The organism is Bacillus sp. GZB (genome assembly GCF_001975995.1).
In the GTDB taxonomy this organism is placed as follows: Bacteria; Bacillota; Bacilli; order Bacillales; family Bacillaceae; genus Bacillus; species Bacillus velezensis.
In genome coordinates this window covers 765,373-778,433 of record NZ_MTQG01000016.1, presented here as the reverse complement: position 1 = coordinate 778,433, position 13,061 = coordinate 765,373, and the positions used below count along the sequence as shown (strand labels likewise).

Here is a 13,061-nt window from a genome sequence, read left to right as displayed (position 1 = left end):
ACAGAGATGAATATAATGGATTGGACGGAACAGGATGTGAAAGATACGCTGCCGAAACGGGAGGCAGACAGCCATAAAGGAACGTTCGGGACGGCGTTATTGCTGGCCGGGAGCGATGACATGCCGGGAGCCGCCCTTCTGGCCGGATTGGGCGCGATGAGAAGCGGTGTCGGCAAGCTCGTCATCGGTACATCGGCAGGCGTCATCCCGCTTATCGTCCCGGTGCTGCCGGAAGCGACGTACTGGCGTGACGGCTGGAAAAAAGCCGCGGCGGGCCAGCCCGGGGAAACCATCCGGGCCGCTGCCATCGGGCCGGGCCTTCCTCAAACAGACGAAGTGCAGCAGGCGGCTGATCAGCTGCTTTCTGCCGATTATCCCGTCATACTGGACGCGGGCGCCATTACGAAAAGAACCTATCCAAAGAGGAAAGCCCCTGTGATCTTGACGCCTCATCCCGGCGAATTTTCCAGAATGACAGGCCTTCCGATTCAAGAGATTCAGCAGAACAGAGCGGGCTATGCCGCGGAATGGGCGGAGCGGCTTCACGCCACGATTGTCCTGAAAGGAAACGAAACCATTATCGCTTTTCCCGACGGGGAATGCCGCAGAAATACAACCGGAAACGGCGCGCTTGCAAAAGGGGGGACCGGCGACACGCTGACGGGAATGATTCTCGGCATGCTGTGCTGTCATCAAGACCCGAAGCATGCCGTATTGAACGCCGTCCGCCTTCACGGCGAATGTGCGGAATTATGGACGAAAGAGCGCTCCGCCCATACCTTGTTGGCGCACGAACTTTCTGAACTGCTGCCGCGTGTATGGAAGGAATATGAATAAAGAAAAGGCGTCTTCATAGGGAAGGCGCCTCTTGTTGTTTTACCCTTGATTTCATCAGGACATAATACAGCAGCGACGGAACGGCCAGGCCGATGACCCAGGCAATGTCGCCTCCGCCGAATATTTCAGCGAGCGGCCCGATGTAAAAGGATGTATTGATGAACGGGATTTCTAATATAATCGACAAAACGAAGGCGGCCGCTGTAATCCAATTGACCCTGCCATATTGTCCGTTGACGTCAAACATAGATTTGACATGGTATTTTCCGCGTCGGATAAAATAGTAATCCACGAGGTTGATCGCCGTCCATGGAATTAAGAAATAACTGATGAAAAAGATGAAATTTAAAAACAGTTCCATGAAATTGCTTTGGCCCAAGAGACTTAATACAGTACCCGCTGCCGTCACACAAAGGATCATTACCACTCTCGTTTTCGGCGTCACCTTCAGTTTTAAAAACGGCTCCAAAGTAGTCGTCGTTGACATAAAGGCTCCGTATAAATTAAAGACGTTGATCGCCATTTGCCCGAACAGGACAATGATCAGCATAATAAAGGAAAACGGACCGAACAATCGGACAATCTCATTTCCCGCATTAGCGGTAAATTCCGGGAGCGCCGTCGTCAAAATGGCGCCGAGAAGCATCATCCAGATGGAACTGACTGACGTACCTGCGTAGCTGTACCAAAAGGTATGCGATGCCGGTGTTTTGACCGGCAGATAACGGGAATAATCTGCGACATATGGTGCATATGCCAGCTGCCATGTGGCCACCGCGCTGACCGCCACTAGAAAAACAGGCAGGTCTAATGAGCCGGGCACCCAGCTTCCTGAAGGAATCGGCAGTTGAAAAATAAGAATCGTTGCAGCAAAAAAAACGGCAAAGGAGGTCCAAGAGAGGATTTTCTGCATTTTGTGAATCAGATCATGACCGTAGATCGTGAGTAAAAAACAGATGGCGCTTAAGCCGATAATACACCATGAAGCCGGAATCGGTACAAAGCTGCTCAGTGTACCGGCTGCGAGAATCGTACTGCTCGCAAAGAAGCCCAGGTAGATAAACATGACCAAAAAGAGGGGCAGAATCGCTCCGATCACGCCGAATTGCGCGCGGCTTTGAATCATTTGCGGAATTCCGAGCTGAGGTCCTTGTGCGGAATGAGACGCCATAAAGATTGCGCCGATAAAGGTCCCGATAATAATGGCGGCGATACTCCAAAAGAGATCGAGTCCCATTGTAACGGGCAGTGTGCCTGTGACTAACGTCGTAATATGCATATTAGCCCCGAACCAGACGGGGAATAAATCTTTAGCCTTTCCGTGTCTTTCGTCATGCGGAATATGTTCAATCGTTCGCCTTTCTACTTTCAATAGATAATCTCCTCCGTATGTTCTTCTTTAACATAAAGACATAGCTTAACAGATTGACCTGCCGTTTACAAATTCCAGCATGCAGGAAAAACATTGTAAAGCCTCGCTGACAGCCGTTCAAAAGTTTTTTTGAAAAACGGAACAAACACTGCCGCCAAAACGATTTGCCAGGGTTTAAAAGGCATGGATATGCTTACAGACTAATATGTATTAAGGAGAAATGTGTCAATCTTTTGACGAATGGAGCCATTATTCGTTAAGCTGAAAGAATAGTTTACTTTGTGTAAATTTCATTAATGAAAAGGGGATTGATGATATGTGTACAAGTCTTACATTGAAAACGACAGACGGTAATCACCTATTGGCGCGAACGATGGATTTTGCATTTCAGCTCGGTACGGACGTCGTGCTTTACCCTCGTCAGTACAGCTGGAAAAGCGAAGCTGACGGCAGGATGCATAAGACGAAATACGCATTTATCGGCATGGGGAGAAATCTCGGCAATGTTCTGTTTGCCGATGGCGTGAATGAAAAAGGGCTGTCGTGTGCGACGCTGTATTTTCCGGGCTTTGCGGGATACGAGAAAGCGGAACGGGAGGGCACCTGTCACATCGCTCCTCATGAGTTTGTCACCTGGGCCTTATCAAACTGTGAATCTCTTGAAGACATAAAGGAAAAGCTCTCAATGCTGACGATTGTAGAGAAGAAGTTGATGTTATTGGATACGGTGCTGCCTCTTCATTGGATTTTATCAGACCGCACGGGCGGCTGCATTGTCATCGAGCCGACACCGGAGGGAATGAAAGTATATGACAACAAACCCGGAGTGATGACCAACAGTCCGGAATTTCCTTGGCATGTGACCAATCTGCGCCATTATATCGGAATCAGGCCGCAGCAGTCAGAAAGCAAAACATTGGGCGGAATGACATTAACCGCTTTCGGCCAAGGATCTGGAACGATCGGGCTTCCCGGTGATTACACGCCGCCATCCCGATTCATCAGAGCCGCTTATCTGAAAGAGCATTTAGAGCCTGCCGCCCATGAAACGGATGGCGTTACGGCCGCTTTTCACGTGCTGTCCAATGTGAATATTCCAAAAGGCGCGGTGATCACGGAGGAGAATGAAATTGATTATACGCAGTATACGTCGGTCATGTGCTGTGACACCGGGAACTACTACTTTCATCTGTACGACAACCGGCAGATTCACAAAGTAAGTTTATTCCATGAAGATCTTGACCGTCCGGAGCCGAAAGTATTTGCGGCCGCGGCGGAGCAGAATATACAGGAGCTGAATTAGCTCAAAAAAAAAACAGGACGCGATTGTCCTGTTTTTTTATTTAATACGGATCAGACGGATGGCTTTCCTGTTCAGCCTGTTTTGCGGCTTGTGCCGTATCAGTAGTGCCGATCGGCCCGCCGCTGTTGCTTTCGGAGGCTTTTTTCAGCCCTTCCGCAACACGTTTTCCGTAGTCCGGATCTGCTTTTGTGAAATTCTCAATCATTTGATCCTGAATGTCTTTCCGGCAGGAAGAAAGCGTATTGACCAAGTTTGTGATCAATTCGTTCCGTTCAAATTCCGAAAATCTGCGGTATGTTTCTCCGGCCTGGCCGAAGTTATTCGACCGGTCGATCGCTTCCCGCTTCACATCGCCTTCGACATGAGGTGTATGGTCTTTCCCATCCTGCTTTGCTTCGTTGAGTCCTCCCATAATGGACGGCTCATAGTTGACGTGCGGGTTTTGTCCTTCTGCCCGATCGACCCGATACTGCATTTGCCCGCCTTCCTGGTTGGTGGCGACATGCTTTTTCGGCGAGTTGATCGGAAGCTGCAGGTAATTTGCGCCGACCCGGTACCGCTGGGTATCTGAATAGGCGAATGTCCGCCCCTGAAGTAATTTGTCATCTGAAAAATCAAGGCCGTCCACAAGCACGCCCGTTCCGAATGAGGCCTGTTCCACCTCGGCATGGTAGTTTTCCGGGTTTTTGTTCAGAACCAATTTACCGATCGGCTTCCAAGGGAAATCGTCTTTATACCACAGCTTGGTCGGATCAAGCGGATCAAAATCCAGCTCGGGGTGTTCGTCATCAGTCATGATTTGCGCATACACTTCCCATTCAGGGTAATCGCCTTTTTCAATCGCTTCATACAAATCCTGTGTCGCATGGTTAAAGTTTTTCCCCTGAATCTCTTCCGCTTCCTTCTGTGTCAGGTTGCGGATGCCCTGTTTCGGTTCAAAGTGATATTTGACGAGCACGGCTTTTCCTTCTTCATTGACCCATTTGTAGGCATGGACGCCTGAGCCCTGCATCTGCCGGTAGTTGGCCGGGATGCCCCACGGCGAAAACAAGAAAGTGATCATATGAGTCGCTTCCGGTGATTGGGAAATGAAGTCGAAAATACGCTCGCCGTCCTGAATGTTCGTAACGGGATCAGGCTGAAATGCGTGCACAAGATCCGGAAACTTCAGCGGATCACGGATAAAAAAGATTTTCAGGTTGTTGCCGACCAGATCCCAGTTGCCGTCTTCGGTATAAAGCTTAACGGCAAAACCCCGGGGATCACGCAATGTTTCCGGGGAATGCTTTCCGTGGTTGACGGTAGAAAACCGCACAAACGCCGGAGTTTTCATTCCTTTCTTTTGAAACACTTTCGCTCTTGTGTATGTAGAAATCTCCTCGTCTCCAAAACTTCCGTACGCCTCAAAGTATCCGTGTGCCCCGGCGCCGCGCGCGTGAACGACGCGCTCGGGAATCCGTTCGCGGTCAAAGTGGCTGATTTTCTCCAAAAAATCATAATTCTCCAATGTCGTCGGTCCTCTATTGCCGACTGTCCTGACATTCTGGTTGTCAGTGACCGGATGGCCCTGCCGGTTTGTCAGCGTGTCTTCTGACTCGCCTTTACCGGTCGTCTTACTGGAAAGCGTTTCTTCGCTGTTTTTGTTATTTTCCATTGTTGAACCCTCCTTTTTGAACGGTAACAATATGCCCAGCAGAGCCGTTTCTTAAAACCGATTTTTAAAAGAAGCAGTTATTCCGCAATCGGCGTCAAGGACCCGCCGTTCCATATTTCGCCCTTGTTCAGCGTCCAGCTGTTTTGATAAAGGCTTTGCGCGCCTTGATTGGCCGCCGGACTTAATTGTTCATCCCATGTCAAAAAGTACGTGGTCTCGGGATACTTTTGCCTGATCGCATTGATAAAAGCAGCATAATCAAAGCTTCCGATATTGCCGGACGGACCGGTTTCGGCAAAGGCAAACGGTTTTTTCAGAGACAGCATTTCATCATAGCCTGATATCGCATACGGATCAGTGAAGTAAGCGTCCAGACCGGTAATATCCACATAAGATGAGCCTGGGTAAAAGTCTGTTTTAAAGTCTCTGTTGGCATCCGGCGAATACACCCACAAAAGGTTATCCAATCCTCTTGTCTCTGTCATATAGCGGTATATCTTCTTGTAAAGCTCTTTGTACAGCGAGATTCTTTCATTGTCTTTTTGGTTGTAGCCTGTCAGCCCCCACCAGAACCACTCGCCGTTCATTTCATGCAGCGGTCTGAACAGAACGGTGACGCCTTGATTTTTCAGCTGAGTAAGGCCGTCGGCGATTTTGCTGAGCAGCGCCTCAAGGCGTTTTCCTTCAACAGTTGAAGGGTCCAGGATGTTTTTGTACTGGCTGTTTGAGATGGCCGTTTTGTAGTTTCCGGATGGAAAAGCCGGATTTGCGAGATGCAGGCTGACCTGAGGGAGGCCGCCGCTTTTCCAGTATGAGATTAAGCTGCTGTTGCAGCTGTAATCGATAGTATCGGTGATATCCGCTGTTTCAAGCCATCCTCTCCCATAGTCACAGCCGTAGATAGCGGGAGACTGTCCCGTCGCGTTTTTCAAGCGGTTTTCCTCTGTCATTGAAAAAGTGACATCGCTGTACCCGCCGAACGCCCCGGACATGACCTTGTTTTCTGAACGGTTGGGCAGGTGCGCCAGCCAGTTCATGATATCTTTTGTCGTCTGCTGGGCATTTGGGTTGACGGGATAAACGGTGTGAGCCGATATCGGACTGGCGGCTCCTAAGAGTAATAAAACGATAGACAGGCAGACTGCTAACTTTTTGAGCATAAAAAAGACCTCCTGATTTTTAGGGTGATGAAGGATGTGAAACGATAACCTCACAATCTCCTTCTATAACAAAATCTCCGGAATCCGCCGGCACGATAAAGTGATCGCCTTTGTGAACGGGGCATCCATCCAGTTCTCCGCGTCCTTTAATGACGCTTGCGAGTAAATATCGGCCGGGGGCGGGGAATGATGCTTTCCCGCTCACATCCCATTGATAAACTGAAAAGAAAGGTGTTTCGGCAAGTGTTGTAATAAGAGCATTTCCGATCCGATGCTTTGTGCTTTTTACTTTTTCATCGGTATGCGGAATGTCTGCTACGTCAATTGCTTTCTGAAGATGAAGCTCGCGTTTATTCCCGTTCCCATCCGTCCGGTCATAGTCGTAAAGCCGGTAGGTGGCATCAGAGCTTTGCTGGATTTCAAGAACGAGCGTACCTTCACATAAAGCGTGCAGTGTGCCGCTCGGGACATAGAAAAAGTCGCCGGGCTTAATGGGGATGCGGCGGAGCAGGTGATCCCACTCGTTTCGTTCAATGAGCCGAACGAAATCTTCTTTTGTTTGGGCGCGGTGCCCTAAAATGAGCTCCGCGTCTTTTTTGCAGTCCAACACGTACCAGCATTCCGTTTTTCCGAGTTCGCCGTTTTCATGCCGATGTGCATATGCGTCATCCGGATGCACCTGTACGGATAAGTCCATATTTGCGTCAAGAATTTTTGTGAGCAGGGGAAAAGCGTCTTCTTTCGGATGTCCGAACAGGTCAGGGTGTTCATTCCAGAGACGGTGTAATGATGTTCCGGAAAAAGGCCCGTTCCGCACGATGGATGTGCCGTGCGGATGAGCTGAAATCGCCCAGCACTCTCCCGTCCGCTCAGAAGGAATCTCATACCCGAATGTATCGCGCAGCTTCGTCCCGCCCCATAATCTTTCTTTAAAAACCGGTTCCAAAAATAAGAGTTTCGTCATTTTCCCGCCTCCCGGTTTGCCGCCTCTAATGCGCGCTCCGCCAATACGAGCGAACCGGCCGCGCCGGAGTGAATCCCTAATTGAGGGGGAACGATGTATTTTTCAATATCGGGCAGATCAATATATTGATTCAGCCGCTTTTTCACGTGCTGACGGATAGAAGAGAACAGCTGCCGCTGCTTCATGACGCCCCCGCCGAGAATGATCTTTTCCGGCGAAAGTATGAGAATATACTGCACAAGCGCTTCGGCAATATAATAGGCCTCAAGCTCCCACACTTCCTGCTGATCCGTGAGCAGAACTGCTTTTTTCCCCCAGCGTTTCTCAATGGCGGGGCCTGCCGCGAGGCCTTCCAGACAATCTGTATGGTAAGGACAATTGCCTTTGTAGCCGTCGTCCGGATGTCTTCTGACATAAATGTGGCCCATTTCAGGGTGAGACAGCCCTTGAACAAATCTGCCGTCCATGATGGCGCCCGCGCCGATGCCTGTGCCGACCGTCAAATAGAGGCAGCTGTCCGCGTTTTTGGCCGCGCCGAAAGAAGCTTCTCCAAGCGCCGCCGCATTAACGTCGGTGGTGAAGCCTGCGGGAATATCCAGAGCGCTTTTGATCGTTTGAAGAATAGGGCAGTTCCGCCAGGCTGTCTTCGGCGTCGCGGTGATGCACCCGTATGTTTGACTGTCGGGACGGATATCAATCGGCCCGAACGACCCGATGCCGATGGCGTCTATCGGGAATTCTTCAAAGTAACGGATCACCTGTCTGAGTGTGTCATCCGGTTCTCCCGTCGGAAACTCTGCTCTGTCCAGAATGGTGCCGTCTCTTTGTCCGGCGGCACAGACAAATTTCGTGCCGCCGGCTTCAATACCTCCAAGCATGGCCGTCCCTCCTCATCTGTTAAAATCCGTTTTGATCGGAAACGGATTTGAACCAGCGGCCGCTTTTTTTGACAGTCCGTTCGCCCCCGTTTTCCAGATTGACAGATACAAAGCCGTAGCGGTTTTTATAAGCGTTTGTCCAAGACCAGTTGTCCATGAAAGTCCACAGGTGATAGCCTTTTACATTTGAACCTTCTCCGATGGCCCGATGCACCCATTTCAGATGTTCCTGGATAAATTCAATCCTGTAATCATCCTGAATGATGCCGTTTTCATCGCGGAAGCGTTCCTCGCCTTCTACTCCCATGCCGTTCTCAGAAATAAAACACTCGATATTTCCGTAATGTTCTCTGAGATTGGTGAGAATGTCGTAGATTCCTTTTTCGTAAATTTCCCACCCGCGGTGAGGGTTCATTTTCCGGCCGGGCATGACATACGGATCGAAGAAACGCTCAGGCAGGAAAGGGGCATGCGGATTCGGAACATGTTCTTTTGCCTTGACGCGTCTCGGCTGGTAGTAGTTCACGCCTAACAGGTCAACCGTATGCTCCTGAATGAGGCGGAGATCTTCTTTCTCATAATGCGGCAGAAAGCCTTCCGCCTTGAGAATCTCGACAAGCTCCTCAGGAAATTCGCCCTTTACGGCGGGATCTAAAAATGAGCGGTTGAAAAAGGCGTCGGCAATCCGGGACGCTTTGACATCTTCAGGATGTGAGCTTCTCGGATAAGAAGGCGTCAGATTCAGAATGATTCCGATTTGTCCGTCCTGTTTCAATTCTCTGTAGGCTTTGACAGCCCTTGCATTCGACAGCAGGGTATGGAAACCGGCCTGCACCGTTTCTTGAAAATTAACGTGATTCGGGTAGTGAAAGTCATATAAGTAGCCGCCTTCAATCGGCACAATCGGCTCGTTGTGAGTGAACCATTTTTTCACCTTGTCACCGAATAGCGAAAAGCATGTTTTGGCGTAATGTTCAAACGCGTCAACGGTGTTCCGGCTGACCCAGCCCCCCTTCCGCTGAAGGGCAAGCGGCATGTCAAAGTGAAACAAATTGACAAACGGCTCAATATGATGGGCAAGCATTTCATCGATGACGTCCTGATAAAACGCGACCGCTTTCTGATTGACCTCGCCAGTTCCGTCCGGAATCAATCTTGACCAGGAAATAGACAGCCGGAAGGAGTTGTGGCCGATTTCTTTCATCAGCCGGATATCCTCCTTGTATTGATCGTAAAAACGTGACGTGTCGCCGGGACCGACGCCGTTAAAAAAACGGCTCGGCTCTTTTTCATACCAGTAATCCCATATGTTTTGGCTTTTTCCGTCTCTGTCGGCGGCGCCTTCTGTTTGGGTGGCGGAGGCGGAAGACCCCCACCAGAATCCTTCCGGAAAACGATATTGAATATTTGATTCAGTCAATTGATTTCTCTCCCTTACTGCGATTTTGATTACATACTCATGCTGTCATCCCGGGCATGCTGCTCGGTCTCAGCTTCTTTTTCCTTTGCCATGTTTAATTTGTCCAGCGCTTTAAGAAACGGGAACCAGATGACAAACACAATACAGAGGTTGACCAGCTGCATAATGCCGCCCATGACGGAATTGGTCGCCATAATCCCGTTAATGAATAGGGGGACGGTCCAAGGCACGGTCACGCCGGTAGGAGGGGGCACGATCCCCGCCGACATGGCCAGGTAGGTGACAAGGGTGACAACCATCGGCGCGATCACCCACGGAATGATAATGATCGGGTTCATCACGATCGGCAAACCGAAAATAACCGGCTCATTGACATTGAAAATGCCTGGCGCGAGACCGAGTTTGGATATCTGTTTCATCTGTTTGCTTTTCATAAAAAGCAAGATGGCGATCACTATGGCCAATGTCATTCCGGTTCCGCCCATTCCGACGGTGTAAATCTCCATAAACGGCTTAGAAATAATATGGGGAATCTCTTTTCCCGCTGTATACGCAGCCAAATTTTCGACCTGTAATGTATTCCAAATCGGGTCCATCACGGAATTGATAATGATTTGTCCGTGAAGTCCGAAAAACCATAAAATCTGAATAAAGAAAACAGCGATTAATGTAGGAATGATGCCGCTTCCAAGTCCGACAAGCGGGGCTTGAACCGTATGATAAATGACATCATGCAGATTGGTGTGAAAGATCTGGGTGACAGCCGCATTGATCAAGAGGAAGACGGTAAGCGTGATAAAAGCCGGAATCAATGCGGCGAACGATTTAGCAACAGCCGGAGGAACACCGGCAGGCATCTTAATCGTTAAGTTTCTCTGGACGATTCTTCTGTAGATCTCACCTGACAAAAACGCGGTTATCATGCCGAGAAACATCCCTTTTGCTCCAAGCCGGTCAACCGGAATGACGCCTGCGACCGCTTTGCCCGTTTCCGGCTCTAAGACGAACGGGGTGAGCAGCAGAAAAGAAACCAATGCGATCGCTCCGCCGAATACGGCCTCCACTTCGTAGCTTTTGGAAAGGTAATAGCCGATCCCGAAGACGACAAAAATGGACATAATCCCCATCGTCGCCGTCGAAGCGCCGCCAAATCCGGATTGAAAGACAGACAGTGCGGAGCTGCTCATGATTTTGTTTAAAAATGGCAGGTTCGTCAGCACGACGAACACCGAACCGAAAATGGTCAGCGGAAACGCCAGCATAAAAGCATCCCGTAAGACTTGCAAGTAGCGGTTATTGTTTAATTTGCCAGCGATCGGAATAAGGAATTGGCTGATTTTCTCAAACACGTCTTCACCCCCGGCTTTCTATAAATTTTTTGATTGAAATAAGTCGAGCATTTCTTTAACGAGCTCTTTCATTGAAAGCGCTGACATTAAGTGGTCTTCAGCATGCATAAAAAGCAGAGAGACATCCGTCTTGGCGCCGCCGGCTTCTTTTTGAATCATCTGAAAATGGATGTCGTGCGCTTTCCCCAGTTCTTCTTCAGCCTTTGTCAGAAAGGTGTCTGACTCATCTGGCCGGCCGTCTTTATAAGCGCGTATCGATTGAATAATACAGCTGCGGGCATTACCGCTGTGAAGAATCAGCTGAAAACTGATCTGTTCATCCGTGTACGTTTCCATGCTTATCGCCTCCTTTATTTGTTCTCTATTAAGGCAACGGCCTGTTCGTATGCTTTTTTGCCGTCTCCCATGCCGTAAGCCATCATGTCAATCACATCAACGGTGATGTGAAGCGGGTCCGCCTCTTTCTGAAGCTCACCTTTTAAAAAACTCATCTGCGGGCCGATCAGTACGACGTCTGCATCTTTCATCGCTTCTTTTGCTTTATCCTGTCCGACTGCCCAAATCTCGGCTTCCTCACCGATGGAGCGGGCGTAATTCTGCATTTTCGTGACAAGAAGGCTGGTGGACATGCCTGAGCTGCAGGCTAATAAAATTCTTTTCATGAGGAATCCCTTCTTTCGTAAAGTTAAAACGTTTTCATGAATATTATAATCTTTTGAATTTAAATGTCTATACTTTTAAAATATAAAAGTTTTACATTTCGGATTTATGACACAAAAAAACCTTTTAAGATTCAACTTAAAAGGTTTTTCATCTCAAGCGAGCCATAACAGCCATAAATAAAGTCCGATCAGGGTGATAAATAACGTCGGAATGGTTAATATCAGACCTGTCTTGAAATACATTCCCCAGGAAATTTTCACGTTTTTCCGGCTCAGCACGTGGAGCCATAACAATGTCGCCAGCGATCCGATCGGCGTAATTTTCGGCCCGAGGTCCGAACCGATAACATTCGCGTAAATCAATGCTTCTCTCATCAGCCCGTGAGTGCCCGTTCCGCTGATGGCTATGGCGTCAATCATCACCGTCGGCAGGTTATTCATAACGGAGGAGAGGATCGCAGCGATAAACCCCATTCCGAGTGTGCCCGCAAACAAACCGTGATCCGCCGCTTTCTGAATAAGCTGAGAAAGAAGATCCGTCAGTCCGGCATTCCGCAAGCTGTACACGACAACATACATGCCGACAGAAAAAAACACGATGGCCCACGGGGCGTCCTTGATGACTTGTTTCGCAGGGACGGCGGGGCTTCGCTGCGCCAGAATGAGAAAAATGACCGCGATGGAGCCGGCAACGAAGGAAACGGGTATCGACAGCAGTTCGCTGACGAAATATCCGATCAATAAAACGGCCAGCACAGCCCACGATAACCGGAAAAGGCGTTCATCCTTAATCGCGGATGCCGGATGTTTCACAAGACCGGTGTCATACCGTTTCGGAATGTTTTTTCTGAAATAGAGATACAGCACCAAAATGCTTGCCGCCAGAGAAAAAAGGTTGGGCACCAGCATGCGTGATGCATATTCAATGTACCCGATATGAAAGTAATCGGCGGATACAATATTGACCAAATTGCTTACAACGAGCGGAAGCGAGGTGGTGTCGGCGATGAATCCTCCGGCGATAATAAACGGAAAAACCAGCTTTTCAGGCAAATTCAAAGCCCGCACCATCGCCAGTACGATCGGCGTCAAAATGAGCGCCGCTCCGTCATTGGCAAACAGGGCGGAGACAACAGCCCCTAAGACCGACACATAGAGAAACATCCGCAGCCCGCTGCCTTTGGCCGCCATGGCCATATGCAGTGCGGCCCACTCAAAAAAACCGATGCTGTCAAGAATTAATGAAATGATAATAATGGCGATAAAGGCAAGTGTCGCATTCCAGACGATTCCCGTCACTTCCGCGATATCGTGAAGGCTGACTGCTCCGGCGATCAAAGCGAGGACCGCTCCGCCGCAGGCAGACCAGCCGATTGATACATGTTTCGGCTGCCATATGACAAACACAAGTGTCAGCACAAAAATCAGCGCTGATAAAACCGCAACTCCCAAGAATATATCC

At 49.3% G+C, this 13,061-nt stretch carries 12 protein-coding genes; 2 read left to right on the top strand and 10 right to left on the bottom strand.

Features of this window, described 5'->3' with window-relative positions; translation table 11 throughout:
• Nucleotides 1-6 precede the first annotated feature (6 nt).
• On the top strand, nt 7-837 hold the full coding sequence (locus BXO87_RS09805; protein WP_032875660.1) for an NAD(P)H-hydrate dehydratase: 831 nt from the start codon (nt 7-9) through the stop codon (nt 835-837).
• 13 nt (nt 838-850) lie between these two features.
• Here BXO87_RS09805 and BXO87_RS09800 read toward each other — a convergent pair whose 3' ends face one another.
• The gene (locus tag BXO87_RS09800) at nt 851-2,209 is read right to left on the bottom strand and encodes a purine-cytosine permease family protein (protein WP_015240847.1); all 1,359 of its coding nucleotides are present in this window, start codon (nt 2,207-2,209) and stop codon (nt 851-853) included.
• Nucleotides 2,210-2,525: 316 nt separating this feature from the next.
• Between BXO87_RS09800 and BXO87_RS09795 the strand changes: the two genes are divergently transcribed.
• A complete protein-coding gene (locus BXO87_RS09795) occupies nt 2,526-3,512 on the top strand; it encodes a choloylglycine hydrolase family protein (RefSeq protein WP_003150840.1) in 987 nt (328 codons plus the stop codon).
• Nucleotides 3,513-3,552: 40 nt separating this feature from the next.
• Here BXO87_RS09795 and katX read toward each other — a convergent pair whose 3' ends face one another.
• From katX to BXO87_RS09750, 9 genes are all read right to left on the bottom strand, one after another.
• Nucleotides 3,553-5,166 carry a catalase KatX gene (gene katX, locus BXO87_RS09790; protein WP_038460354.1) on the bottom strand — a complete coding sequence of 538 codons (1,614 nt, stop codon included), beginning with the start codon at nt 5,164-5,166 and terminating at the stop codon, nt 3,553-3,555.
• A 77-nt stretch (nt 5,167-5,243) separates the two neighbouring features.
• Complete coding sequence (locus tag BXO87_RS09785; protein ID WP_038460352.1) at nt 5,244-6,326, bottom strand: glycosyl hydrolase; 1,083 nt, start codon at nt 6,324-6,326, stop codon at nt 5,244-5,246.
• 19 nt (nt 6,327-6,345) lie between these two features.
• Nucleotides 6,346-7,290 (bottom strand): mannose-6-phosphate isomerase, class I, encoded by a 945-nt coding sequence (gene manA / locus BXO87_RS09780; protein WP_038460349.1) that lies wholly within the window; start codon nt 7,288-7,290, stop codon nt 6,346-6,348.
• Entirely contained in the window at nt 7,287-8,168 is an 882-nt protein-coding gene (locus tag BXO87_RS09775) for an ROK family protein (RefSeq protein ID WP_038460347.1), read from the bottom strand. Before BXO87_RS09775 ends, manA begins: the two co-directional genes overlap by 4 nt.
• A 19-nt stretch (nt 8,169-8,187) precedes the next feature.
• Nucleotides 8,188-9,588, bottom strand: a complete 1,401-nt coding sequence (locus BXO87_RS09770) for a glycoside hydrolase family 1 protein (RefSeq protein ID WP_038460344.1) — start codon at nt 9,586-9,588, stop codon at nt 8,188-8,190.
• A 29-nt stretch (nt 9,589-9,617) separates the two neighbouring features.
• Nucleotides 9,618-10,937, bottom strand: a complete 1,320-nt coding sequence (gene celB, locus BXO87_RS09765) for a PTS cellobiose transporter subunit IIC (protein WP_038460341.1) — start codon at nt 10,935-10,937, stop codon at nt 9,618-9,620.
• A gap of 18 nt (nt 10,938-10,955) precedes the next feature.
• Complete coding sequence (locus BXO87_RS09760; protein WP_003150849.1) at nt 10,956-11,273, bottom strand: PTS lactose/cellobiose transporter subunit IIA; 318 nt, start codon at nt 11,271-11,273, stop codon at nt 10,956-10,958.
• A gap of 14 nt (nt 11,274-11,287) precedes the next feature.
• Nucleotides 11,288-11,599, bottom strand: a complete 312-nt coding sequence (locus tag BXO87_RS09755; protein WP_007614670.1) for a PTS sugar transporter subunit IIB — start codon at nt 11,597-11,599, stop codon at nt 11,288-11,290.
• 153 nt (nt 11,600-11,752) lie between these two features.
• The gene (locus BXO87_RS09750) at nt 11,753-13,051 is read right to left on the bottom strand and encodes an arsenical efflux pump membrane protein ArsB (RefSeq protein ID WP_032875696.1); all 1,299 of its coding nucleotides are present in this window, start codon (nt 13,049-13,051) and stop codon (nt 11,753-11,755) included.
• Nucleotides 13,052-13,061: the final 10 nt, after the last annotated feature.